Origin of the sequence: Pantoea sp. LMR881, from assembly GCF_027157825.1 — a bacterium.
Lineage (GTDB): Bacteria > Pseudomonadota > Gammaproteobacteria > Enterobacterales > Enterobacteriaceae > Pantoea > Pantoea haifensis.
Window position 1 is genome coordinate 2999823 of the sequence record NZ_JAPVOK010000002.1, and the last position, 24211, is coordinate 3024033.

The following is a 24211-nucleotide window of genomic DNA, read 5'->3' on the forward strand; positions in this document are numbered from 1 at the left end:
GTAACTTATTGAACATTAAAATTTTCAATTTCCGCTAATCATATCCCGTCACTATACTTCTTTGCATCTCATCGATGTAAGGACGTTTCACTGTGTTATCTGTCTATTTTCAAGGGTTTGCGCTTGGAGCCGCGCTCATTTTGCCGCTGGGGCCGCAAAATGCATTTGTCATGAATCAGGGCATTAAGCGCCAGTATCATCTGATGACAGCCTCGCTCTGTACTCTGAGCGATATTGCGCTGATTTGTGCCGGGATTTTCGGCGGCAGTGCCTTGCTGCATCAGTCACCGCTGCTGTTAATGCTGATTACCTGGGCTGGCGTAGCATTTTTGCTGTGGTACGGCTGGGGCGCGCTGCGCACCGCGTTTAGCGGGAACATAATGCTGGCTTCAGAAGCGGCGATGAAACAGGGCAGGGGGCGAATTATCGCCACTATGCTGGCTGTCACCTGGCTCAACCCGCATGTTTATCTTGATACCTTTGTGGTGCTGGGCAGCTTAGGCAGCCAGCTACCCTCGGAGACCGCGCGTCACTGGTTCGCGTTTGGCACCATCAGCGCCTCCGTTCTGTGGTTTTTTGGACTGGCGCTTTTGGCCGCCTGGCTCTCCCCACTGCTGCGCACCACACGCGCCCAACGCATTATCAATCTGCTGGTGGGCGCGATTATGTGGTTTATCGCTTTTCAGCTGGCGCGTCAGGGCATGGCCGGTTTTTGATGTAAATGCAGGCCATACAGCGCAGGAACTTCACCTGCGCTGGCAACAATCTCCAGCCTGATTTGCCGGAAGTGCGCGCCTTCAGGCAAATCATGGTGACACAGCGAATGATGGTTTTCCGTCACTTCAGCCAGCAGTGCGTCATCCAGCCACAGGCGATAATGGGTGGTGCAGTGCGGCGTGACGGCATCAGGATGCCCCATCTGTATGCTCTCCATTGCATGGTCGAAATCATTATCAAATAGCAGCGTCAACTGGCTCGCCTGTTGCGTCTCTTCCCACTGCCAGAGTACCCAGGGCTGACGATCGTCCTGCGCTGGTACCCAGCCATTCGTAAGCTGTTCGGGGCGGAGTTTGCCATTCAGCAGATTATCTGCATGCCACAGCGACAGCGGTCTGTCGAGCGTGAAGGCCGCTAAAATCTGATCAGGTGCGCGGCGCGGCAGCCAGAAATCAAACTCATCCACGCCATAATCACCCTCGTTGATCTGACGCGTGCGTTTTGAGACGCGCGGATTGAGGCTGTTGAACACCATCATCACGCCCGGCAAACGCTGACGAGTCAGCGCCAGCTCAATCTCCGGATTCTGATCGAAAGCGATAAACAAATAACGGTCACAGTCGGCGCGGTAGTTAAAATTAAGCGACTGTTCAGCTTCGTCCTCAAAAGTGAAAGTTAAGGTCTCCAGCAAGCGATCGCCGCAGGTGTTGGCAGGATTCTGGCTGGTCAGCAACGAAATCCGGGCAGTTTGTTGGCCGTTAGCGCGCAGACGGAAGCGGATACCAGGCAGCATTTCGCCCGCTTTTAATGGCAACAGCACGGCGCAGCGAGAGGTGAGAGCGTGCCAGCCGCCATCTGGCGCTAGCGTTTGCAATTGCTGAGTGCTGCTTACCGAGACGCATGCATTACCTGCGGGCGTGCTCAACTGTTGCCGGGGAATAAAGCAACCCTGACGCAACAAATGCTGTTGTAACTGACTAATCTGTTCCGGTTGTGCCAGTTGCGCCGGCGTTAACCGCTGTTGCTGACACAGCGCGGCCGCACGGCCCACGGCTTCACCCAGCACGCCACAAGTGCACATTGCGCGTGCGCTGCCAGAGGCAACGTGCGTGGCAGAAATTAATCTTCCGGTTAGTAATAAATTATTCAGTGACTGGCTATACAGCGCCCGGAAAGGAATGGTGTAAGTGCCTTTGCTGTGAAACTGACGGCAGCCATTATGTTTACTGTAAACGCCAGCGGCGGGATGCAGGTCAATCGACCAGCCGCCATACGCTACGGCGTCGTAGTGATCGCGCTGCTCAATAATATCCTGCTGGCACAGCATGGTTTCCCCGATAAAGCGGCGACTTTCACGCTTGCCGGGAATCAAACCTACCCACTCAATCGTCAGGTTTTCAGCATCAGGAAATTCACCCGAATTTTTGATGTAATCCCAGACGCCCCAGACGATTTTCCACAACTCCCACTTGATGGTTTCACTTTGATGCACCGTATCCAGTCGGCCATCCCATTCGAGCCACCACAGATCGCAACCGTTCAGATCAGAAGTGAGGCGGCTGAAGCGGGGAATTTCCCGGATATCTTTCAGCGCAAAGCCGGGCGGTGTAAATCGCACAGGGTTTGCCGTGCGTCTGGTGTAGAAATAGATTGAATGACAAGGCTTATGGTCTGCATTTTCAGCGGGTGCCATTTTTTCGCCAAACTCTTCAATGCCTTCTGCCCCTGAGCGATGCGCCGCACCTGCCAGATAGCCGAGTACGCCATCACCGCTGGCATCAATGAATTGCGCGGCAGAGACGTGATACCAGCTCTGGTTGTTAGCGTTAAACGCACTGACGGCGCGGATATCCTTGCCTGCCTTTTCCAGCTCAAGAATGGCGGTGTTAAGCAGTAGCGTTAAGCCGGGCTGCGCCTGCACCATATCAAGTAACACCACGTCGAACAGCACGGGATTACCCTCTTTATTACGGTACAGGTTCTCCTCCATGATTTCGCCCATGATGCCGCCTTCACGCGCCCAGCGATTGTTGTTTGCCTGGTGGGATGTTGCACCGTTCGCCCACAGCCGAACCTCGCTGGAGGCACTGCCTCCCAGCACCGGACGATCCTGAATAAGAATGACCTGCAGGCCATCGCGCGCCGCAGCCAGTGCGGCACAGACACCGGCTAAACCGCCGCCTGCAACGAGTAAATCAGCCTTTAAAGCGTGAACAGGAAAGCTACGGGCCGGTTCAGCCTGAAAAGTTTGCATCATTTGATTCCTTTAAAACTACAGATAAGATGTTGGATTCTTTCGCCAGTGAGCTCGCTATGTCTTCTCAACCCAACCAAAGCCTTATTGATGGTATTCGCTGTTTGCAGTACCTGGTTTCCAGCGGTAAAGCGATTGGCTGCCGTGAACTGGCGCGCCAGATGGGAATGAACAGTACGCGCGTCAATCGCCTGCTGATGACGATGGCGGCTGTGGGACTCACAATGCAGGATGAGCAGCGGCGCTATCTGCCGGGCCCCGGCATTCATGCATTGGCGGCCCAGGCGATTCGCGGCTCGTCGCTGTTTGCTCAGGCGTTGCCACAGCTGGAAGCGCACGCGCCCAGCGACATTGTGGTCGCGCTGGGCGTATTGTGGGAGGATCAGGTGATCTATATCTGGCACTCCGAACCGGGTGAGCGCGCCACGACCAGCCAGGCCTTGTCGGGGTATCGTATGCTGCCTGCGTGGCAGTCGGTGATTGGTGTGGCGCTGTTGGCGGCGGAAAGTGATGAGGCGCTGAAAATACGTTTTAGCCCGGAACAGTGGCAGCAGATGGCACCGCTGCTGACTGAGCAGCGTGCGCAAAACTTTTTGATCTGGCGGCATGATGATGGTGAGGTGGCGATGGCACAAACTCTCGACAACAACCGTGCCGCGCTGGCATTTGCCAGGGTTATGCAGCCAGATGAAACTCAGCTGGCGCAGCGCAAGCGTGCGTTGCAGGCGCTGGCCCAGCGCATAGCTACCTTTTCGGATTAGCATTGCTGATACAGCCCACAATAAACAGATAGTTACAGCCCCTCGCAGCCAGCACAGCAGTAAACGCCCGTGCTGGTGCAAAACTCTTGCTATCAATCAGGGCGCCAGGCGCAATCGGCATCACGATGCGTGAGCGCGCGCCCGTGAAACTGATGATGTCACTCGCCAGCTTACGGCTTTCCGGCAGTGCATCGCCTGCCCGCAGATAAGTTAACTCAGCTTTTGCTGTCATCGTCGTCGCCCCGACAGAGGGGGTCGATCCCTGTCATTAATAATGATGTTAAAGAAATGCAGCCCTGGCACAGTAAACCAGGCTGGTTCCGCGCGTGCATAAACTGCAGCTTGCACGCGAGGGTGTTCTGCCATAGGATACTCTACAGCAAGGTTTGTTTCTTTAATAGAAACATTAACGCAGGAATATGGCGAATCCTGATGCCTTAAAATGTGATCGCTTTGGCGTTAAAACCTGCATGACGGCGAACTTTTGCCATAATGACCACTCAAAGCATGGCGCATCGCTATGCGTGTTGGGCTTCGTCACGTTGGAAGCGATTGAACTGATAACTTCAAGGAGGACTTTCTTGAAACTGAAAGCATTGGCTCTGGCCGCAATGATGAGCGCCGGGGCGTTGCCCGTGAGCGTACAAGCTGATGAGTTACCTAACGGACCGCATGTCGTCACTTCGGGTAAAGCATCGGTTGATGCCCGCCCGGATATTGCGACCTTATCAATTGTGGTAAACGTTTCGTCAAAAGACGCGGCTGATGCAAAGAAGCAGGCTGACGATCGTGTGGCGCAATATTTTGATTTCTTGCAGAAAAATGGCATTGAAAAGAAAGATATTGATGCTGCTAACCTCAGCACCCAACCGCAGTACGATTACACTAAAGAGGGTAAATCGATCCTGAAGGGCTATCGCGCTGTACGCGAAGTTCAGGTAACGCTGCGTCAACTCGATAAGCTGAATGATCTACTGGACGGCGCGCTAAAATCTGGCCTGAATGAGATCCGCAATGTTGAGCTGGGCGTAACCAATCCAGACAGCTACAAAGAGCAGGCACGTAAAGCGGCAATCAAAAATGCGACTCAGCAAGCCGCAGAGTTAGCGGAAGGATTTAATGCGAAGCTGGGTTCCATTTACAGCATTCGTTATCAGGTCGCTAATTACCAACCGATGCCAATGGCGCGTATGTATAAAGCAGCAGCTGCACCAGCTGATACCTCCGCGCAGGAGACGTACGATCAGCAAAGCATCAACTTTGATGACCAGGTTGATGTGGTATTTGAAATCAAACCAAACACGCCATAAGCAAACATCGGGGCGATTAACGCCCCGATTCATTTCTTTACGCGGCAGCGCCGTCCTGACGTAACACGCGATGTCCATGCGCAATCAGCGCATCGGTTACCCGACGCATTAAGCGGCTTTCAGGTGCAAAGCGGTGCCAGTACAACATGCGACGCTGATACAGGCCGGGCGTTAAGTCGATTAACTCACCGCTCGCCAGCTCGCGCTCAATTTGCAGATGCGGAATCATACAGCAGGTCGAACCCTGACGTGCCATCTGCACAAAAGCTTCTGATGAGTTCACGATGTGACAGGGCACGCTGCCTGGCGACAAATCAAAGTTCTGCTGCAAAAGGCCTGGTGCATATCATCCAGATGATCGAATGCAACGGCAGGTGCTTTCAGCAGAGCCGAGCGCGTCACGCCATTCGGAAAAAAGCGGTCAGCAAAATCACGCGAGGCCACAAACAGATAATCGAGTGCGCCGAGTTGATCAACCAGACAACTTGGCAACGGCTGCGGCTGGATACTGACCGCACCGACTACTTCGCCGCGACGCAGGCGTTCCTGAGTGCGGGTTTCATCTTCAACCTGCAGGTTGAGCCGCACGGGAGAATCTGCCAGTACCTCTTTCAGCGCCGGTAACAGCCAGGTTGCCAGACTGTCGGCGTTGACCGCCAGCGACAGCAGCAATGGCGTTGTGCCGCTGTTTTCATCGCCGAGCCACTCTTCTTCCAGTAGCTCAACCTGATGCAGCAGCGCCAGCAGTTTTTGGCCTTGCTCTGTCGGGCGCGGCGGCACAGTACGCACCAGCAGCGGCTGACCGAACAGGTTCTCTAACTGCTTGATGCGCTGCGAAACCGCAGACTGAGTAATACATAACTTTTGCGCGGCGCGCTCAAAGCCGCGTTCACGAATCACAGCATCCAGCGCCTGAAGCGTTCGATAATCCGGGCGTTTCATTATTGTTCTCTCTCCTTCAGGTGGACATTACTATGCCACAAAAGTGTCACATGTGACCGCTGTCTGATTTTTTTGTGGGCTGGCTTCCAAAGCGATTAATCCAACTCACTCACCCGAGCATTTTCAGCAAGCCTTGTTTTATACTACGCCCACTTCGTTGTCGCACAGGTTTTAAACATATCATGACCCAGGATGAACTGAAAAAAGCAGTAGGTTGGGCTGCGCTTGACTACGTGCAGCCAGGCACGGTTGTTGGTGTAGGTACCGGATCAACTGCTGCGCATTTTATCGATGCGCTTGCTACCGTAAAGCATCAGATTGAAGGTGCGGTATCAAGCTCAGAAGCCTCAACCCAAAAGCTTAAAAGCCTGGGGATTGAGGTGTTTGATCTCAACGAAATCGACAGGCTGTCGATCTACGTTGATGGTGCCGATGAGATCAACCCGCAAATGCAGATGATCAAAGGCGGAGGCGCGGCGCTCACACGTGAAAAGATTGTCGCTGCGGTCGCTGACAAATTTATCTGTATTGCCGACGGGTCAAAAGAAGTCGATGTGCTGGGCAACTTTCCGCTGCCTGTTGAAGTGATTCCCATGGCGCGTAGTTTTGTGGCGCGTGAACTGGTGAAAATCGGTGGGCTGCCTGAATATCGCCAGAACGTTGTCACCGATAACGGCAATATTATCCTTGATGTCCATAATCTGAAAATTCTTGACCCCATCGCGCTGGAAAAAACCATCAATGCGCTACCAGGCGTCGTAACGGTCGGCTTGTTTGCCGCACGCGGCGCGGATATTGCGCTGATTGGTGGACCAGACGGCGTTAAAACCATCAAAAAATGATCTGTCTGGCGCAGTAATTGCGCCAGAAATTTCAGGCCACGAAACATCTTTTCTTGCGAAGGCGAAATTTAGTGACTTATGTCACATAAGCGTCATCGACAGCGGGTTCGTTCTCCCTTCGTCGCCGGGATCCCGATTTTGTACGGCAATGTGCTACTGCTGAACGCTGCCGTGCTGGCAGAGAGGCAATCGTTTGTATTGCCGGATGCGTAAATTTTGATATTTTGACAGAAGGTTGGCTTATGGCAGCCCTCGTTGAATTCTGAATAGGATCGGGAAATGGCAAAGGTATCACTGGATAAAGACAAAATTAAGTTCCTGCTGGTGGAAGGTGTCCATCAGAGCGCGCTGGATAACCTGCGTGCGGCAGGTTACACCAACATCGAATTCCACAAAGGTGCGCTGGATTCTGAGGCATTAAAAGCCTCTATCCGTGATGCGCACTTCATCGGTATCCGTTCCCGCTCCCAACTGACCGAAGACATCTTTGCAGCAGCTGAAAAACTGGTGGCTGTAGGCTGTTTCTGCATCGGGACTAACCAGGTTGATCTGGACGCTGCGGCAAAACGGGGCATTCCTGTATTTAACGCGCCTTTCTCTAACACCCGCTCTGTCGCTGAACTGGTGATCGGTGAAATGCTGCTGATGCTGCGCGGCATCCCGGAAGCCAATGCCAAAGCGCATCGCGGCATCTGGAATAAGAATGCCAAAGGCTCTTTTGAAGCGCGTGGTAAAAAACTCGGTATTATTGGCTATGGCCACATTGGTATGCAGTTAGGTGTGCTGGCTGAAAGCCTGGGTATGCACGTTTTCTTTTACGACATCGAAAACAAGCTGCCGTTGGGTAACGCAAATCAGGTACGCAGCCTCAATGAACTGCTGAACATGAGCGACGTGGTGAGTTTGCACGTACCGGAAACCGCCTCAACGCAGGATATGATGGGCGCTGAACAGTTTGCTCAAATGAAACCAGGTGCACTTCTGATTAACGCCTCGCGCGGTACCGTGGTTGATATTCCAGCCCTGTGTGACGCACTGGCAAGTAAGCACGTGGGTGGCGCAGCGATTGACGTATTCCCGGTTGAACCTGCAACTAACAGCGATCCGTTTATCTCTCCGCTGAGCGAATTTGACAACGTGATCCTTACGCCGCACATCGGGGGTTCCACGGAAGAAGCACAAGAGAACATCGGTATCGAAGTGGCCGGTAAGCTGGCGAAGTATTCAGATAATGGCTCTACGCTGTCTGCGGTTAATTTCCCGGAAGTGTCGCTGCCAATGCACGGTGCCAGCGCCAGTCGTTTGCTGCACATCCATGAAAACCGCCCTGGTGTGCTTACCGCTATTAACCAGATTTTTACCGAGCAGGGCATTAACATCGCCGCTCAGTACCTGCAAACTTCACCGTTTATGGGCTATGTGGTTATTGATATTGATGCCGAGAAAGAACTGGCAGACAAAGCATTGCAGTTGATGAAAGCTATTCCGGGCACCATTCGTGCCCGTCTGCTGTACTGATCCGTAAAAGGCAAAGTCACAGCCCAATGAGGCGCCATCTGGCGCCTCTTTTAATCCCACTGCCAGAGCTTTGACGGTGTCAGCACCGCAGGCAAAGGCACATCCCACTTCGCCACCGGCAGGTCATCAACCCGTTGGCAATCATGCGCTAAGCCAACCGGCAAAAAGCCGTGCTGTTTCCAGTTTTGCAGTGTGCGATCGTAAAAGCCGCCGCCCATGCCTAAGCGTTGCCCGTGGCGATCAAAGGCCACCATCGGCACCATCATCACATCAATCTGGTCGAGCGTGATCAACTGGCGAATATCCAGTGGCGGTTCAGGAATATTGAGCTTATTGGGTGTGAGCGTGGTTTCAGGCGTATAGCGCAGAAACAATAAATGGCCGGGTGAAAAAGGGTGCAAAACGGGCAGGCAGACCTGTTTTTTTTGCTGCCAGAGCCTGGCGATCAGCGGACGAGTGTTGATTTCACCATCGACAGATAAAAACAGGGCAACATTTTTTGCTTCAGTGATGGGGGCGAAATTGATGGCATGTTCTGCCAGCAGATCGGCAGCTTGTTCTTGCTGTTCAGCCGTTAATGCGCGGCGAAGATGACGCACATGCTGCCGGATATCCTGCCGTTGCAAGAAAGAGGGTTCTGACATGGGTTCCCCGCAGGATAAGTCACTAAAAGTGAACTATATCACGCAATGGGGAAAAAAGAGGGACTGCTAAAGAGGAGATCTCCGAGATGCCGCCGTAGGCTGTAACCCTTGAACCCTTGGTTCAAGGTGAACATGCCGTCGCAACCATCAGGCTTCTCGGACGAACCGAGCGTGCTCACAGGTTACGGAGCGTCACATTCTGTTTTTTTGAAATATCGGCTCAGGGGACTGGCCCACATGCAAACATCTCAGAGAAAATTTACCTCACCGTTGCTCTAGTATAGCAACCATGAAGTTTTATTCGAACTTCGCATCCTGGCGATCGGTTATGCGACCTTGCTCAACTAATGCCTGTTCAATTGTCTGCTGCAACATTCTGATGCGTTGTTCCATATTAGCAGCATAATCGCGCGTTTTCACCTTCTCTTGTGCCAACTCATGGCAGACATTTAACGCGGCGATAAACACCAGTTGTTCTGTATTTGTGACTCTAGTGCGAACTTTTAAATCTTGCAACCGTTGATTGAGATCTTCAGCCGCCGCGTTCAACGCATCTTGCTGTTCAGGCGGACAATTCACTCTCAACGAACGACCAAAAATTTGTAAATCTACCGGTTGTGCAGACATGCCACCTTCCTGACTGATTACTTCGCCCGCAACTCCCTTAGCGGTCAATGGCTTGGGAGGCGGGCAACTATATAGACCCGCGAAATAAGTTACAACCCCTTTTCTGGAAACCTTGAGGCAGCTAGTGGTAGCATAACACGAACTTATTCTGCCAACGACGATGAAAACTTATGTCCTTACAGAACGCAACCCCCGATTACAACGCGCTGGCGGCGGCGCTCTCTCAGCAGGGCGTAGGCATGACGCCAGCAGAAATGCACGGATTGATCAGCGGCATTCTCTGTGGCGGGAATCAGGACCCAAGCTGGAAGACCCTGGTTCACGACCTGACTAACGAAGGCATGGCTTTCTCGCAAAGCCTGTCGCTGCCGCTGCAGTCACTGCATGAAAACATTGCTAACACGCTGGAAGATGAGGGTTTTCTTTTCCAGCTAATGTTACCAACCGATGATGACATTACCGTTTTCGATCGCGCCGATGCGCTGGCGGGCTGGGTCAATCATTTCCTGCTCGGCCTGGGCGTCACACAGCCTAAACTCGATAAAGTCACTGGCGAAACCGGCGAAGCAATCGATGATTTACGCACCATCGGACAGCTCGGCTACGATGAAGATGAAGATCAGGATGAACTGGAACAGTCGCTGGAAGAGGTGATTGAATACGTTCGCGTGGCGGCGCTGCTGTGCCACGACACCTTTAATCGCCCACAGCCCACCGCGCCTGAAGTGCAAAAACCCACGCTACACTAATCCAGATATTGCAGGGGCACCGACGTGCTCATCTTAACAGGGAGTGCAGACATGATTTCACTGGAAACTTTTCAGCAGCGTCGCCAGGCGCTGTTAGCAAAGATGGTTTCGGGCAGCGCAGCATTAATCTTTGCCGCACCGGAAGTCACACGCAGCAATGACAGCGAATACCCCTTTCGTCAGAACAGCGACTTTTGGTATTTCACCGGCTTTAATGAGCCACAGGCGCTGTTGGTGCTGATCAAGAGTGATGAAACCCATAATCACAGCGTGTTGTTTAATCGCGTACGTGATCTGACCGCTGAAATCTGGTTTGGCCGTCGTCTGGGGCAAGAGGCAGCCCCGGCGAAACTGGGGGTGGATCGCGCGCTACCCTGGGATGATCTTGGCGACCAACTGCATTCACTGCTGAACGGACTGGATGTGGTATATCACGCGCAAGGCATGTATGCCGAGAGCGATGCACTGGTTTTTAACGCGCTTGAAAAATTGCGGCGCGGCTTTCGTCAAAATCTCAGCGCACCGGCAACCCTTACCGACTGGCGGCCGTGGGTGCATGAGATGCGCCTGTTCAAAGAGCCGGAAGAGATTGAGATTCTGCGCCGCGCAGGCAAAATCAGCGCGCTGGCGCATATCCGCGCCATGGAAAAGTGCCGTCCGGGCCTGTTTGAATATCACCTGGAAGGCGAAATTCATCACGAATTTAATCGACACGGCGCGCGCTTTCCTGCTTACAACACCATCGTTGGTTCAGGTGATAACGCCTGCATTTTACATTACACCGAAAACGAGTGTGAGATGCGCGACGGCGATCTGGTGCTGATTGATGCTGGCTGCGAATTTCATGGTTACGCGGGCGATATCACGCGCACCTTTCCAGTGAATGGTAAATTCAGCGAGCCACAGCGTGCTGTATACGACATCGTGCTGGCCTCGTTGTACAAAGCACTTTCCCTTTTCAGGCCGGGCGTAAGTATTCACGACGTGAATGAAGACGTGGTACGCATCATGGTAAGCGGCCTGGTTGAACTCGGCGTGATGCAGGGCGAAGTCGATGCATTAATCACTGAGAATGCACATCGTCAGTTTTTCATGCATGGCCTGAGCCACTGGCTGGGACTGGATGTTCATGATGTAGGTCATTACGGCACTCCGAGCCGCGATCGCATTCTTGAACCCGGCATGGTGTTAACCATCGAGCCGGGACTTTATATTGCACCCGACGCCGACGTACCTGCGGAATATCGCGGCATCGGTATCCGCATTGAAGACAATATTGTGATCACAGAAACCGGCAACGACAATCTTACCGACAGCGTGGTTAAAGACGCTGACGCGATTGAAGCACTCATGGCGGCGGCAAAAGAGCTATGAGTATTATCATTGCCGGTGGCGGCATGACCGGTGCTACCCTGGCGCTGGCAATCTCACATCTGACGCAGGGCCAGCTGCCGGTCACGCTAATTGAAAGCAGTGAACCCGCCAGCCGCGCGCATCCAGGTTACGATGGCCGCGCGATTGCGCTTGCGGCAGGCACCTGCCAGCAGCTGGCAGATATCAATCTTTGGCATCAGCTGGAAAGCAGCGCAACGCCGATTACCCATATTCACGTCTCCGATCGCGGGCATGCGGGCTTTGTTTCAATGTCGGCAGAAGAGTATGCGATTCCGGCGCTGGGCCAGGTAGTTGAGTTATATGATGTCGGCCAGCGGCTGTTTGCGGCATTAAAAAAAGCACCCGGTGTGACGTTGCGCTGTCCGGCGCGGGTTGTGCAGGCAACGCGCACGCAAGCGCGTGTGCAGGTCACGCTGGATAACAACGAGCAACTGGAAGGCGCGCTGTTAGTTGCCGCTGATGGGTCGCGTTCGGCATTAGCCGCATCCTGTGGTATTCAGTGGCAAACTGAGGATTATCAACAGCTGGCTTTGATTGCTAATGTGACAACGCAGTTGCCGCATCAGGGGCGCGCGTTTGAACGCTTCACCGAACAGGGCCCGCTGGCGTTATTACCGATGTCGGATAACCGCTTGTCGCTGGTGTGGTGTCATCCGCTGTCTGCGCGTAGCGAGGTTGAAAGCTGGTGCGACAGTGAATTCCTGACGGCGTTACAGCGCGCGTTTGGCTGGCGGCTGGGTAAGTTTATTCAGACGGGACAGCGTGAATGTTATCCGCTGGCGCTGCAGCAGGCGACGCAGCAAATTACCCACCGTGTCGCCGTGGTGGGTAATGCTGCGCAAACGCTGCATCCCATTGCCGGACAAGGTTTCAACCTTGGTCTGCGCGATGTCATGTCGCTGGCGGAAACGCTGGCAGCGGCACATCGTCATCAGCAGGATCCGGGGAGTTATGCGGTGCTGCATCATTATCAGCAGCGTCGGCAGGAGGATCGGACCGCGACCATCGGCATTACCGACGGGTTAGTACGGCTGTTCGCTAATCGTCACGTACCACTGATTGTCGGCAGGAATGTTGGCTTAATGGCAATGGATCATCTGCCATGGCTACGGAATCAACTGGCTGAGCGCACGCTTGGTTGGGTTAAGCGTTAATTAAGGGGCACCGATGCAAACTTTTGATGTGGTGATTGCCGGCGGTGGTATGGTCGGTCTGGCTGTTGCCTGTGGCTTACAGGGTAGCGGACTGCGTATTGCTGTTCTGGAAAAATCGGCTGAGCCGCACTTTGATGCCAGCGCATCGCCCTCAATTCGGGTGTCGGCGATTAACGCCGCCAGCGAGCGGTTGCTGCAAAAGCTGGATGTCTGGTCAACGATTCTGTCGCTGCGCGCCAGCGCCTATCACGGTATGGAAGTGTGGGATCAGGACAGTTTCGGCTCGATCGCTTTTGACGATGAAAAACAGGGCCTTTCGCATTTGGGGCATATCGTTGAAAACCCGGTTATTCATAGTGCGTTATGGCAACGTGCCAGCGCCTGCAGTGACGTCACGCTGATGGCGCCTTCACAGCTGCAGCAGGTCGCTTTTGGTGATAACGAGGCCTTTATTACCTTGCAAGATGGCAACATGTTGACTGCGCGCTTATTGATTGCTGCCGATGGTGCGAACTCATGGCTGCGCAATAAAGCTGACATCCCGGTGACGTTTTGGGATTACGATCATCACGCGCTGGTGGCAAATATCCGTACTGATTTGCCGCATGATGCCATCGCACGTCAGGTCTTCCATGGCGATGGCATTCTGGCGTTCCTGCCGATGCAGGATCCCCATCTCTCTTCCATTGTCTGGTCGCTGTCGCCACAAGAAGCAAACCGTCTGGAAACAATGCCGGAAGCCCTATTTAACCAGCAGCTTGCCGTCGCGTTTGATATGCGTCTGGGGCTGTGTCATCTGGAAAGCGATCGTAAATCTTTTCCGTTGATGGCGCGTTACGCACGCAACTTTGCCGCGCATCGCCTGGCATTGGTGGGGGATGCGGCTCATACCATTCATCCCTGGCCGGGCAGGGCGTTAACCTCGGTTTTATGGATGCCGCAGAGTTGATTGGCGAGATCCGCCGCCTGCATCAGGAAGGCAAAGATATTGGTCAGCATCTGTATCTGCGCCGTTATGAACGCAGCCGTAAACACAGCGCAGCATTGATGCTTGCGGGTATGCAAGGTTTCCGGGAAATGTTTGCGGGTAATAACCCGGCGAAAAAATTGTTGCGTGATGTTGGCCTTAAGCTGGCAGATACCTTACCTGGCGTAAAACCGCTCATGCTAAAACAGGCGATGGGCCTGAATGATATGCCGATCTGGCTACGTTAATCCCTGTTTTTTCCTGCCTGAAAGCCAGCGCCTTGCTGGCTTTTTTTATCTCTTTTTTCGCTTGCACCATTAAAAGGCAACCGCGCACCGTTATCGCGCCTCGTTTGATTTATTCTAATTTTGCGGGGTCGTTCGCATTACTTTTATTTATCTTACTTTTTATCTGGTCTGGCATTTTTTTAACATCCTGCGAGTCGATGCACATAAATTTACTGGCTATAAACGCTCAGGCTGTATTTATTGAGCGTCAAATCACAAAAACAGAGTTTTTTATCCTGTTGTTTATGAGTGCCCGTTAAGCTGTGTGGCGTGTTTCGACCCCGTTTTGCTTATGGTTAAACCGTGCGTTCAATGGTAACGTCAATGCAAAGAGAACGTTTGCGTCGACATTCATTTCGACGTGCGTTAAAACTCAACTCGCTTCTGCACAGGATGGTTATGACTCAGCAAACACCTCTGTTTGAACAGCATCAGGTTTGCGGTGCCCGCATGGTTGATTTTCATGGCTGGATGATGCCACTGCATTACGGCTCTCAAATGGATGAACACCACGCGGTGCGTAATGACGCCGGCATGTTTGATGTTTCTCATATGACCATCGTGGATCTCAAAGGCCCGCGCACCCGTGAATTCCTGCGTTTTCTGCTGGCGAATGACGTAGCCAAATTGACCCAGCCGGGTAAAGCACTTTACAGCGGAATGCTCAATGCGTCGGGTGGCGTCATTGACGATTTGATTGTTTACTTTATGACCGAGACGTTCTTCCGCCTGGTGGTGAATTCGGCCACCCGTGAGAACGATCTTGCGTGGATAGGTGAACATGCAAAAGGTTATGGCATTTCACTGACCGAACGTGACGATCTGGCGCTAATTGCTGTCCAGGGGCCGCAGGCGCAGCAAAAAGCGCAAACGCTATTCAGCGCCGAACAGCGCCAGGCAGTGGAAGGCATGAAACCGTTTTTCGGTGTGCAGGCGGGCGAGTTATTTATCGCCACCACCGGTTATACCGGAGAGGCGGGCTATGAAATTGCGCTGCCAGCGGGCGAGGCGGCAGATTTCTGGCAACGCTTGCTGGCGGCGGGCGTTAAACCTGCAGGTCTGGGCGCACGCGATACCTTGCGTCTGGAGGCGGGCATGAATCTTTATGGTCAGGAAATGGATGAAGGCGTATCACCGCTTGCTGCCAATATGGGCTGGACCATCAGTTGGGAACCTGCCGATCGTAAGTTCATTGGGCGTGATGCGCTGGAAGCACAACGCGAGCAGGGCACAGAAAAACTGGTCGGCCTGGTCATGACTGAAAAAGGCGTGCTGCGTAACGGGTTACCGGTGCGCTTCACTGACGAACAAGGTCAGCCGCAGCAAGGCATTATCACCAGTGGCTCATTCTCGCCCACGCTGGGTTGCAGCATCGCCCTGGCACGTGTTCCTGCCAGTATTGGCGACAGCGCGGTGGTAGAAATCCGTCATCGCGAAATGCCCGTGCAGGTCACCAAACCTGTTTTTGTTCGTGCCGGTAAGCCGGTCGCTAAATAAATTTAATTCAGGAGAAATGGCGATGAGCAATGTGCCAAGTGAGTTGAAATACCGTGAGAGCCACGAGTGGGTACGTAAAAACGAAGATGGTTCTTACACTGTAGGCATTACCGAACATGCACAAGAACTCTTGGGCGACATGGTCTTTGTTGATCTGCCTGACGTTGGTGCGACGTTTACTGCCGGTGAAGAGTGTGCCGTCGCGGAATCCGTGAAAGCGGCGTCTGATATCTATGCACCGATCAGCGGTGAGATTATTGCCGTTAACGAAGACCTGGCCGATGCGCCTGAAACCGTCAACAGCGATCCGTATCAGGATGGCTGGCTGTTTCAAATCAAAGCCAGCGATGAGTCAGAACTCGACTCACTGCTGGATGCCGATGGCTATAAAGCCTCTATCGACGAGTAATAATCTGGCGGTCTTGCATTGAGGCCGCCATTGTTTTTCGCTCTTTTAGTTCCCCAGCCCGATTCAGGATTTACTGCTAATGACCCAGACTCTCAGCCAGCTTGAACATAACGGTGCATTCATTGAGCGCCATATCGGTCCTTCACCTGAGCAACAAGCTGTCATGCTTGAGGCTATTGGTGCCAGTTCGCTGGAGGCGTTGATCGGTTCTATCGTCCCCGCTGATATTCAACTGCCTGGTCCGCCAGCCGTAGGTGAAGCAGCGACTGAACAGCAGGCGCTGGCGGAGCTAAAAGCGATTGCCAGTCAGAATCTGCGTTATAAATCCTGGATCGGCATGGGATACAGCGCGGTCATCACCCCACCGGTTATCCTGCGTAACATGCTGGAAAATCCCGGTTGGTATACCGCATATACGCCTTATCAGCCCGAAGTTTCGCAAGGCCGCCTCGAAGCTTTGCTCAATTTTCAGCAGGTCACGATTGATTTGACCGGCATGGACATCGCTTCGGCTTCCTTACTGGATGAAGCCACGGCAGCAGCAGAAGCCATGGCAATGGCTAAGCGCGTCAGCAAGCTGAAAAAAGCGAATAAATTTTTTATTGCCGATGATATTCATCCACAAACCTTAGATGTCGTGCGCACGCGCGCCGAAACGTTTGGTTTTGAGCTGATCATCGACGCGGCAGAGAGATCGCTCGACCATGACGATTTATTTGGCGTATTGCTGCAACAGGTTGGCACAACCGGAGAGGCGCACGACTACAGCAAACTGATTGCTGGATTAAAGGCGCGCAACGTTGTTGTGAGTGTCGCGGCTGATTTCATGTCGCTGGTGCTGCTGGAAGCGCCAGGCAAACAGGGTGCAGATATCGTCTTTGGTTCAGCACAACGGTTCGGCGTGCCAATGGGCTACGGTGGTCCACATGCCGCCTTCTTTGCCAGCCGCGATGAGCACAAACGCTCTATGCCAGGCCGTATCATTGGCGTTTCGCGCGATACCGCAGGCAATACCGCGCTACGTATGGCGATGCAAACCCGCGAACAGCATATTCGCCGTGAAAAAGCCAACTCCAACATCTGCACGTCGCAGGTGCTGCTGGCTAACATCGCCGGTCTTTATGCTGTATTCCACGGCCCGGCGGGCCTGAAGCGTATCGCTTCACGTATCCATCGCTTCACCAATATTCTGGCCGCAGGCCTGCAAAATGGTGGCCTGAAGCTGCGTCACAATCACTGGTTCGACACGCTGACCGTTGACGTTGCTGACAAAGCGGCGGTGCTGAACCGTGCATTGAGTTTTGGTGTCAATTTGCGCAGTGATATTCACAACGCGGTCGGTATTACGCTGGACGAAACCACCAGTCGTGAAGATATCAGCGCGCTGTTTGCCATCCTGTTAGGTGATGCGCATGGTCAGGACATCGATAAACTTGACGGTGAAGTCGCGGCTGACAGTCAGGCGATTCCAGCCGGTCTGCAGCGTCACAGCGAGATTCTGGCGCATCCGGTATTTAACCGTCATCACAGCGAAACAGAGATGATGCGTTACATGCACAGCCTGGAGAAAAAGGATCTGGCACTGAATCAGGCGATGATCCCTCTTGGTTCCTGCACCATGAAGCTCAACGCTGCGGCAGAAATGATCCCCATTACCTGGCCAGAATTTGCTGAGCTGCATCCATTCTGTCCGGCAGAACAGGCAACAGGCTATCTGCAAATGATTGGGCAGTTATCACAGTGGCTGGTGCAGCTGACCGGCTATGACGCGCTGTGCATGCAGCCGAACTCGGGCGCACAGGGCGAATATGCAGGCCTGCTGGCGATTCGTCGCTACCATGAAAGCCGTAACGAAGGCGATCGTCATCTGTGTCTGATCCCAAACTCTGCTCACGGTACTAACCCGGCCTCAGCGCAAATGGCGGGCATGGATGTTGTGGTGGTGGCGTGTGATAAGCAGGGCAATATCGATCTTGGCGATCTGCGTGAGAAAGCTGCGAAGGCTGGCGATAAGCTGTCGTGCATTATGGTGACCTATCCATCGACTCACGGTGTGTACGAAGAAACGATTCGCGAAGTTTGCCAGATCGTGCATCAGTACGGCGGTCAGGTTTATCTTGATGGCGCAAACATGAATGCGCAGGTCGGTATCACTACACCAGGCTACATCGGGGCAGATGTATCGCACCTTAACCTGCATAAAACCTTCTGTATTCCGCACGGCGGTGGCGGTCCAGGCATGGGACCTATCGGGGTAAAAGCGCACTTAGCGCCGTTTGTTCCGGGTCACAGTGTGGTGCAGATTGATGGCGTATTGACCCAGCAGGGCGCAGTATCGGCAGCACCCTTTGGTAGCGCCTCGATTCTGCCAATCAGCTGGATGTACATTCGCATGATGGGTGCGGAAGGCCTGAAACAGGCGAGTTCGGTAGCGATTCTGAATGCCAACTATATTGCCAGCCGCTTGCAATCCGCTTATCCGATTCTCTATACCGGTCGTGATGATCGCGTGGCGCACGAATGTATTCTCGATATTCGTCCGCTGAAAGAGCAAACCGGTATTAGCGAGCTGGACATTGCCAAACGCCTGATTGATTACGGTTTCCATGCGCCAACCATGTCTTTTCCGGTGGCAGGCACGCTGATGGTAGAGCCGACTGAATCGGAAAGTAAAATCGAACTGGACCGCTTCATTGATGCGATGCTGGCAATCCGTATGGAAATCGACCGCGTTGCCGATGGTGAATGGCCAGCCGACGATAACCCACTGGTGAATGCGCCGCATACGCAGATGGAAATTGTGAGTGAATGGGCGCATCCGTACAGCCGTGAACTGGCGGTGTTCCCGGCAGGCAGCCACAATAAATACTGGCCGACAGTGAAACGCCTGGACGATGTGTTTGGCGACCGTAATCTGTTCTGTTCCTGTGTGCCGATGAGCGAGTATCAGTAATTTACCCATCATACTTCGCGCCGCAGATGCGTTGGCTGCGACACGAAGTATTCGGGTAAATGTATGCATAGTTAAGAAATTCAAGGGCCGGCTTGCGGCCCTTTTCTTTGGAGACAATCATGAAGCTCGCATTAGTGACTGGTGCCAGCCGTGGTATCGGACGTGCTACCGCGTTGCTACTGGCAGCCAACGGTTATCGTGTGGCGGTAAATTACCGGCAACGTGAAGCGGAAGCGCAGCAGGTAGTGGAAGAAATCCAGCGGCAGGGTGGCGAAGCCTTTGCCATACAGGCTGATATTGCGGATGAAGCGCAACTGATGGCGATGTTTCACCGGTTAGATGAAGAAGACGCCACCTTAGCCGTGCTGGTTAATAATGCCGGGATCCTGTTTCAGCAGTGTCGTGTCGAGCAACTCGATGCTGCGCGTATCCGGCAGGTATTCGCAACCAACGTGACCGGCACCTTTCTGTGCTGTCGTGAAGCGGTTAAGCGTATGGGAACGCATCATGGCGGCAAAGGCGGATCGATCGTGAATGTCTCATCCGCTGCATCACGTATCGGCGCGCCAGGCGAATATGTGGATTACGCCGCCTCAAAGGGGGCAATGGACACGTTAACCAAAGGATTGTCGCTGGAAGTGGCGCAGCAGGGCATTCGCGTCAACAGCGTAAGGCCTGGATTTATCTATACCGGGATGCATGCCGATGGCGGCGAGCCGGGCAGGGTTGATCGTGTCGCCAGTGCGATCCCACTAGGGCGCGGTGGGCAGGCAGAAGAGATTGCCGAAGCGATTGTCTGGTTAGCCAGCGATGCGGCGTCCTATGTCACCGGCAGCTTTATTGATGCTGCAGGCGGACGCTAAAACAGTAACGCCGCAGCGATTCACTGCGGCGTTTGGTTTTACAGCGATTCGCCGTTGCTGGCGATCACCTGCTGATACCAGGCAAAACTTTTCTTCTTCGAGCGAGAAAAATCGCCGCTGCCATCATCGTTTTTATTGACGTGAATAAAGCCGTAACGCTTATCGTACTGACCGGTGGTGAACGAGACACAGTCCAGACAGCCCCACGGCGTATAGCCCATCAAATCAACCCCATCATAGCTGACCGCTTTTTTCATCTCTTCAATGTGGGCACGTAAATAGTCGATGCGATAATCATCTTCGATCACGCCTTGCTCATTGGGCTTATCGATGGCACCAAACCCGTTTTCTACGATAAATAACGGTTTTTGGTAACGCTCATAAAGTTCGTTTAGCGTGTAGCGTAAGCCAACCGGATCGATTTGCCAGCCCCAGTCTGATGCTTTTACGTGCGGGTTTTTCACTACGCCTTCAAAACCGGTGATCGGATCGTCTATTCCGCTGGCGTCATGTTTCACCGCATTACTCATGTAATAACTGAAGCCAACATAATCGGCGCAGCCGTTACGTAACGTTTCGGCATCATCGGCTTCCATCTGAATATCATAGCCTTTACGCGCCCACTCTTTCAGCGTATAGGCCGGATAGTAACCGCGCATCTGGACGTCGCTAAAGACGTAACGCTGATGCATCGATTCCTGGGCCAGCGCCACATCATCCGGATGACAGGAGAAAGGATAAACCGGCACCATGGCGATCATGCAGCCAATCTGGAAATCAGGGTTGATGTCGTGACCCAGTCTGACCACTTTGGCGCTGGCAACGAACTGATGGTGCATAACCTGATACATCGCCTGTTCCGGCTTGTCGTGCCCGGTAAAAATGACGCCTGAACAGCAGTAGCCAAACAGCGGATATTGCCAGTTGCGCTGGTTATTAATCTCGTTAAAGGTCATCCAGTACTTCACTTTATTTTTATAGCGATTCAGCACCACTTCGCTGAAGCGTACAAAAAAATCGACCACTTTTCGGTTATGCCAGCCGCCGTACTCTTTAACCAGATGATAAGGCATTTCAAAATGGGAGAGGGTAATGACCGGCTCGATGCCATATTTCAGCAGCTCGTCGAACAGGTCATCGTAAAATTGCAGGCCCGCTTCGTTGGGGTGCTGCTCATCACCGTTTGGAAAAATGCGCGTCCACGCAATAGAGGTGCGGAAGCATTTAAAGCCCATCTCGGCAAACAGCGCCACATCCTGTTTGTAGTGAGAATAGAACTCTACGGCCTGATGGTTTGGATAGAAATTGCCGGGCTGAACGCCATCAGTGATCGCGCGATTAACGCCGTGTGAACCGCCGGTCAGTACGTCAGCAATGCTGACACCTTTGCCGCCCTGATCCCAGCCGCCCTCAACCTGATGCGCTGCAACCGCGCCGCCCCACAGAAATCCTTTTGGTAACTGCAATGCTTCACTCATGTTTAGCCCTCGGAAAATGCGTTATTCATTTTGCGCCTGAGTGTAGCAAAGCATTATTTAAAGTCACGATATAACAAGGCGTTATACATGTGATCTGTTACATCAAAAAAACAGGTTGTTTTATTTATTTAGCTGGCGACCTATCGCTTCGAGAATATAGGTAACAGGAACCTGGGTGGTAATATCTGAATTATCTGCCATGCGAATAATGGGCACATGATAGCAAACAGTAAAATCGCTCATTTTTGCCAGCGAGCAGCTTTCGTTATTGGTGACAGAGATGATTTTGCAGTGATGCAAACTGAACTGACTTGCCAGGCGCAAAATTTCTTCAGTTTCACCCGATACCGATAAAATAATGGCTACCGCGTTTTCATATAAGCTGGGGCTGACCGGATAATAAGGATCGTCAATCGCATGACTGAATTTCCCAACGTTTGAGAAAAAGCGTGCACCATATTTTCCTAAGCTGCCTGAAGTGCCTACACCAATAAAAAACACCCGTTCGGCCTGATTAATAAGTTGAGCCGCCTGGGCAATAAGCTGTTCAAACTCACTGTTATTAATACTTTTAAAAAAACTCAGCATCTCATTCACGCCAGACTGATTCATTTGCGGCTGGGTTTTTTCCTGTTCCAGACGCAGGCGAATACGAAATTCTGACCAACCATCACAGCGCATTTTGCGGCAAAAGCGTAAAACCGTCGTGGTAGAGACATCGGCCTGTTCTGCCAGTTCGCGGATGGTCATATAGCTGACACTTTCGCGGTGTTTGACGATGAATTGATAGACCTGCATTTCCAGGTCATTGAGGCTGGCGAGATCGCGGTGCGAGAACATCAGAAAGTGCTCATTCTACAGTGAACCGGCTGGCAGTTTATCAGATTCCGGGACGCTGTGGATTGTAACAACGATTCACAGAATATTTTCAGCGTACATGTGTACACTGAAAACGTTAGCGGTTACTCTGATGCACAGAAAATATGCAGCCGTTACCCACAGGAAACCCGCTTTATGATTGCTAATCGTTTACGGATGCCAGGCTATTCACTGGCAGAAGAAATTGCCAATAGTATTAGCCACGGCCTGGGGTGCCTGTTTGGCATCGTTGGGCTGGTATTACTGCTAACTCAGGCGATTGAAATGGGGGCTGGCGCTACCGCAATCACCAGCTATAGCCTGTACGGGGGCAGCATGATTTTGCTGTTCCTGGCCTCAACGCTTTACCATGCGATTCCGCATCAGCGGGCAAAGCCCTGGCTGAAAAAAATCGACCATTGCGCTATTTATCTTTTGATTGCGGGAACCTACACGCCATTTTTGCTGGTGGGCTTGAAATCACCGCTGGCAACCGGATTGATGGTTGTGATCTGGAGCCTGGCGCTGGCAGGCATCATTTTTAAGCTCACCATCGCGCACCGCTTCAAGGTGTTGTCGCTGGTGACTTACCTTATCATGGGCTGGCTTTCGCTGATTGTGATTTACCAGTTAGCGGTTAAATTGTCGCCTGGCGGCGTGTGGTTGCTGGCTGCGGGTGGCATTGTGTATTCGTTGGGCGTCATTTTTTACGTGGCGCGCCGCATTCCGTTTAATCACGCGATCTGGCACGGTTTTGTGCTTGGCGGCAGCGTGTGTCACTTCTGTGCAATTTATTTCTACGTGAAGTAAAAGCCAACGACTGCTAATTATGCGTTTTGTTTACGCCGCTCTTAACCCTCTCCCGTAAGCCGGGAGAGGGTTGAGCGCAGAGAACTACATTAATTTTCTTCCAGCGAGTAGGGCAGCGGCTGGATCGTCAGGTGTCCACCTTCGTCACCTTCAATGCGCAGCACACTATCCGGCTCAAGATCGTTATTCAGCACAACCTGCACCCAGCATACGCCGTCATCAAGCTGAACGGCTGCCAGAACGGTACCGGTACGACGCCAGCGTTCACCCATTTGTAGCTCCAGTGAATCATTTGCAGCAGGCACATGACTCGCCTGTCCCGCCAGCCAGTAAAGTGCGCGCTTGTTTGCACCACGGTATTTCGCGCGGGCAACCATTTCCTGGCCGGTATAACACCCTTTCTTAAAGCTGATGGCATCTAACGCCTGCATATTTGTCGCCTGCGGAATGAGTTGCGCACTGGTCGCAGCGTCAATCACGGGCACTCCCGCCTCGATATCCAGCGCCAGCCATTGCGTGCTGTCATTCAGTTGCGCATCGTCTGCCAGCTTCTGTTGCAGCGCCTGCGCCTGCTCCAGTGTGGTTACCAGTAAGAAACGCTCTGCTGGTTTCTCCAGCCACAGCAGAGTGGTTTCGCCCTGTTGAACCACTGGCGTTTCACTGTTGGGTAACGTCCCAAACAGGTTAGCCAGTGCTGCGCGTGCCTGGAAACCGGCAACCCCCAGCAGCACGGCATTATCATCCGCAGCCAGCGTGACTTTTGAAAATACAGCGTACTTTTTCAATTCCGGTAATTGCGTATCGCGTAAGTTACGGCGTACTAAATAGGCATAACCTTCGCCACGATGGAACAGGCGTAAATTACTCCACATTTTGCCTTTTGCATCGCAGTGCGCAGCAAGTGAGTGGTGGGCGGCATCCACTCCAGCTACATCCAGCGTTAACTGACCCTGCAAATAGCTGGTGCTGTCTGCACCATAAACAGAAACCAGCGCCCAGGCCTCAAGCGAAATCAAGGTAAGAGGCAGACGAGACGATGCCACAGGTTGGCGCGGCGGTAAGGTAAACGTAGGCATGGAGTTATCCTGATTTGAAGGTTCATCCGAAACAATGTCTTCAATGTTAAAAGAGCCGGGAGGCATTGCAACCTGTTTACGGAAAACGGCGCACAAATCG

The 24211-nt window shown here is 52.8% G+C and carries 20 protein-coding genes, 1 other RNA gene and 2 pseudogenes; 14 read left to right on the plus strand and 9 right to left on the minus strand.

What is annotated here, in order from left to right; translation table 11 throughout:
- The first annotated feature begins 92 nt into the window (after nucleotides 1-92).
- A complete protein-coding gene (gene argO / locus O3W44_RS15950; RefSeq protein ID WP_269293819.1) occupies nucleotides 93-716 on the plus strand; it encodes an arginine exporter ArgO in 624 nt (207 codons plus the stop codon).
- Here argO and O3W44_RS15955 read toward each other — a convergent pair.
- The gene (locus tag O3W44_RS15955; RefSeq protein ID WP_442954671.1) at nucleotides 695-2971 is read right to left on the minus strand and encodes an FAD-dependent oxidoreductase; all 2277 of its coding nucleotides are present in this window, start codon (nucleotides 2969-2971) and stop codon (nucleotides 695-697) included. The genes argO and O3W44_RS15955 overlap by 22 nt on opposite strands.
- A gap of 59 nt (nucleotides 2972-3030) precedes the next feature.
- On the opposite strand from O3W44_RS15955, the gene O3W44_RS15960 reads away from it, so the two are divergent.
- Nucleotides 3031-3732 carry an IclR family transcriptional regulator domain-containing protein gene (locus O3W44_RS15960; RefSeq protein WP_269293821.1) on the plus strand — a complete coding sequence of 234 codons (702 nt, stop codon included), beginning with the start codon at nucleotides 3031-3033 and terminating at the stop codon, nucleotides 3730-3732.
- Here O3W44_RS15960 and O3W44_RS15965 read toward each other — a convergent pair.
- A complete protein-coding gene (locus O3W44_RS15965) occupies nucleotides 3716-3964 on the minus strand; it encodes a hypothetical protein (protein WP_269293822.1) in 249 nt (82 codons plus the stop codon). The genes O3W44_RS15960 and O3W44_RS15965 overlap by 17 nt on opposite strands.
- Nucleotides 3965-4313: 349 nt before the next feature.
- Between O3W44_RS15965 and O3W44_RS15970 the strand changes: the two genes are divergently transcribed.
- Nucleotides 4314-5042 (plus strand): oxidative stress defense protein, encoded by a 729-nt coding sequence (locus O3W44_RS15970; RefSeq protein ID WP_269293823.1) that lies wholly within the window; start codon nucleotides 4314-4316, stop codon nucleotides 5040-5042.
- A 37-nt stretch (nucleotides 5043-5079) separates the two neighbouring features.
- Here the strand turns inward: O3W44_RS15970 and O3W44_RS15975 are convergent.
- Nucleotides 5080-5984, minus strand: a pseudogene (locus O3W44_RS15975) (LysR family transcriptional regulator ArgP).
- Between the two features lie 182 nt (nucleotides 5985-6166).
- Between O3W44_RS15975 and rpiA the strand changes: the two are divergent.
- Both rpiA and serA read left to right on the plus strand, forming a co-directional pair.
- On the plus strand, nucleotides 6167-6826 hold the full coding sequence (gene rpiA, locus O3W44_RS15980) for a ribose-5-phosphate isomerase RpiA (RefSeq protein ID WP_269293824.1): 660 nt from the start codon (nucleotides 6167-6169) through the stop codon (nucleotides 6824-6826).
- A 279-nt stretch (nucleotides 6827-7105) separates the two neighbouring features.
- Nucleotides 7106-8344, plus strand: a complete 1239-nt coding sequence (serA, locus tag O3W44_RS15985) for a phosphoglycerate dehydrogenase (protein ID WP_269293825.1) — start codon at nucleotides 7106-7108, stop codon at nucleotides 8342-8344.
- 50 nt (nucleotides 8345-8394) lie between these two features.
- Here serA and O3W44_RS15990 read toward each other — a convergent pair whose 3' ends face one another.
- The 3 genes from O3W44_RS15990 to zapA form a co-directional block, all read right to left on the minus strand.
- Nucleotides 8395-8988 (minus strand): 5-formyltetrahydrofolate cyclo-ligase, encoded by a 594-nt coding sequence (locus O3W44_RS15990; protein WP_269293826.1) that lies wholly within the window; start codon nucleotides 8986-8988, stop codon nucleotides 8395-8397.
- A gap of 74 nt (nucleotides 8989-9062) precedes the next feature.
- A non-coding RNA gene (gene ssrS / locus O3W44_RS15995) (6S RNA) lies at nucleotides 9063-9246 on the minus strand.
- A gap of 39 nt (nucleotides 9247-9285) precedes the next feature.
- Nucleotides 9286-9615, minus strand: a complete 330-nt coding sequence (gene zapA / locus O3W44_RS16000; protein WP_269293827.1) for a cell division protein ZapA — start codon at nucleotides 9613-9615, stop codon at nucleotides 9286-9288.
- A gap of 170 nt (nucleotides 9616-9785) precedes the next feature.
- Between zapA and O3W44_RS16005 the strand changes: the two genes are divergently transcribed.
- From O3W44_RS16005 to O3W44_RS16040, 8 genes and pseudogenes are all read left to right on the plus strand, one after another.
- A complete protein-coding gene (locus O3W44_RS16005) occupies nucleotides 9786-10364 on the plus strand; it encodes a YecA/YgfB family protein (protein ID WP_269293828.1) in 579 nt (192 codons plus the stop codon).
- 51 nt (nucleotides 10365-10415) lie between these two features.
- The gene (gene pepP / locus O3W44_RS16010) at nucleotides 10416-11738 is read left to right on the plus strand and encodes a Xaa-Pro aminopeptidase (RefSeq protein WP_269293829.1); all 1323 of its coding nucleotides are present in this window, start codon (nucleotides 10416-10418) and stop codon (nucleotides 11736-11738) included.
- Nucleotides 11735-12913: a 2-octaprenyl-6-methoxyphenyl hydroxylase gene (ubiH, locus tag O3W44_RS16015; protein ID WP_269293830.1), complete on the plus strand. Its 1179-nt coding sequence runs from the start codon at nucleotides 11735-11737 to the stop codon at nucleotides 12911-12913. The genes pepP and ubiH overlap by 4 nt, the downstream gene beginning before the upstream one ends.
- A gap of 13 nt (nucleotides 12914-12926) precedes the next feature.
- Nucleotides 12927-14128 (plus strand): annotated as a pseudogene (gene ubiI, locus O3W44_RS16020) (FAD-dependent 2-octaprenylphenol hydroxylase).
- 438 nt (nucleotides 14129-14566) lie between these two features.
- Complete coding sequence (gcvT, locus tag O3W44_RS16025; protein ID WP_269293831.1) at nucleotides 14567-15664, plus strand: glycine cleavage system aminomethyltransferase GcvT; 1098 nt, start codon at nucleotides 14567-14569, stop codon at nucleotides 15662-15664.
- Between the two features lie 22 nt (nucleotides 15665-15686).
- Nucleotides 15687-16073: a glycine cleavage system protein GcvH gene (gcvH, locus tag O3W44_RS16030; protein ID WP_269293832.1), complete on the plus strand. Its 387-nt coding sequence runs from the start codon at nucleotides 15687-15689 to the stop codon at nucleotides 16071-16073.
- 79 nt (nucleotides 16074-16152) lie between these two features.
- Nucleotides 16153-19026 carry an aminomethyl-transferring glycine dehydrogenase gene (gene gcvP / locus O3W44_RS16035; protein WP_269293833.1) on the plus strand — a complete coding sequence of 958 codons (2874 nt, stop codon included), beginning with the start codon at nucleotides 16153-16155 and terminating at the stop codon, nucleotides 19024-19026.
- A 119-nt stretch (nucleotides 19027-19145) separates the two neighbouring features.
- The gene (locus O3W44_RS16040; RefSeq protein ID WP_269293834.1) at nucleotides 19146-19889 is read left to right on the plus strand and encodes an SDR family oxidoreductase; all 744 of its coding nucleotides are present in this window, start codon (nucleotides 19146-19148) and stop codon (nucleotides 19887-19889) included.
- A 38-nt stretch (nucleotides 19890-19927) separates the two neighbouring features.
- On the opposite strand, the gene O3W44_RS16045 is transcribed toward O3W44_RS16040, so the two are convergent.
- Both O3W44_RS16045 and O3W44_RS16050 read right to left on the minus strand, forming a co-directional pair.
- Complete coding sequence (locus O3W44_RS16045) at nucleotides 19928-21367, minus strand: 6-phospho-beta-glucosidase (protein WP_269293835.1); 1440 nt, start codon at nucleotides 21365-21367, stop codon at nucleotides 19928-19930.
- Between the two features lie 120 nt (nucleotides 21368-21487).
- Entirely contained in the window at nucleotides 21488-22207 is a 720-nt protein-coding gene (locus tag O3W44_RS16050; RefSeq protein WP_269293836.1) for a MurR/RpiR family transcriptional regulator, read from the minus strand.
- Between the two features lie 174 nt (nucleotides 22208-22381).
- Here O3W44_RS16050 and trhA point away from each other — a divergent pair, with 174 nt between their 5' ends.
- Nucleotides 22382-23035: a PAQR family membrane homeostasis protein TrhA gene (gene trhA / locus O3W44_RS16055; RefSeq protein ID WP_269293837.1), complete on the plus strand. Its 654-nt coding sequence runs from the start codon at nucleotides 22382-22384 to the stop codon at nucleotides 23033-23035.
- 89 nt (nucleotides 23036-23124) lie between these two features.
- Here the strand turns inward: trhA and ygfZ are convergent, their stop codons facing one another.
- Entirely contained in the window at nucleotides 23125-24111 is a 987-nt protein-coding gene (gene ygfZ, locus O3W44_RS16060) for a tRNA-modifying protein YgfZ (RefSeq protein WP_269293838.1), read from the minus strand.
- Nucleotides 24112-24211: the final 100 nt, after the last annotated feature.

Excerpts from the sequence above, each read along its gene's own strand:
- O3W44_RS16045 (WP_269293835.1), bottom strand. The coding sequence starts at position 21,367 with ATGAGTGAAGCATTGCAGTTACCAAAAGGATTTCTGTGGGGCGGCGCG.
- gcvP (WP_269293833.1), top strand. The coding sequence starts at position 16,153 with ATGACCCAGACTCTCAGCCAGCTTGAACATAACGGTGCATTCATTGAG.
- rpiA (WP_269293824.1), top strand. The coding sequence starts at position 6,167 with ATGACCCAGGATGAACTGAAAAAAGCAGTAGGTTGGGCTGCGCTTGAC.
- gcvH (WP_269293832.1), top strand. The coding sequence starts at position 15,687 with ATGAGCAATGTGCCAAGTGAGTTGAAATACCGTGAGAGCCACGAGTGG.
- serA (WP_269293825.1), top strand. The coding sequence starts at position 7,106 with ATGGCAAAGGTATCACTGGATAAAGACAAAATTAAGTTCCTGCTGGTG.
- ygfZ (WP_269293838.1), bottom strand. The coding sequence starts at position 24,111 with ATGCCTACGTTTACCTTACCGCCGCGCCAACCTGTGGCATCGTCTCGT.
- O3W44_RS16040 (WP_269293834.1), top strand. The coding sequence starts at position 19,146 with ATGAAGCTCGCATTAGTGACTGGTGCCAGCCGTGGTATCGGACGTGCT.
- O3W44_RS15960 (WP_269293821.1), top strand. The coding sequence starts at position 3,031 with ATGTCTTCTCAACCCAACCAAAGCCTTATTGATGGTATTCGCTGTTTG.
- zapA (WP_269293827.1), bottom strand. The coding sequence starts at position 9,615 with ATGTCTGCACAACCGGTAGATTTACAAATTTTTGGTCGTTCGTTGAGA.
- O3W44_RS15965 (WP_269293822.1), bottom strand. The coding sequence starts at position 3,964 with ATGACAGCAAAAGCTGAGTTAACTTATCTGCGGGCAGGCGATGCACTG.
- gcvT (WP_269293831.1), top strand. The coding sequence starts at position 14,567 with ATGACTCAGCAAACACCTCTGTTTGAACAGCATCAGGTTTGCGGTGCC.
- O3W44_RS16050 (WP_269293836.1), bottom strand. The coding sequence starts at position 22,207 with ATGTTCTCGCACCGCGATCTCGCCAGCCTCAATGACCTGGAAATGCAG.
- O3W44_RS15990 (WP_269293826.1), bottom strand. The coding sequence starts at position 8,988 with ATGTCAGAACCCTCTTTCTTGCAACGGCAGGATATCCGGCAGCATGTG.
- pepP (WP_269293829.1), top strand. The coding sequence starts at position 10,416 with ATGATTTCACTGGAAACTTTTCAGCAGCGTCGCCAGGCGCTGTTAGCA.
- trhA (WP_269293837.1), top strand. The coding sequence starts at position 22,382 with ATGATTGCTAATCGTTTACGGATGCCAGGCTATTCACTGGCAGAAGAA.
- O3W44_RS16005 (WP_269293828.1), top strand. The coding sequence starts at position 9,786 with ATGTCCTTACAGAACGCAACCCCCGATTACAACGCGCTGGCGGCGGCG.
- ubiH (WP_269293830.1), top strand. The coding sequence starts at position 11,735 with ATGAGTATTATCATTGCCGGTGGCGGCATGACCGGTGCTACCCTGGCG.
- O3W44_RS15955 (WP_442954671.1), bottom strand. The coding sequence starts at position 2,971 with ATGCAAACTTTTCAGGCTGAACCGGCCCGTAGCTTTCCTGTTCACGCT.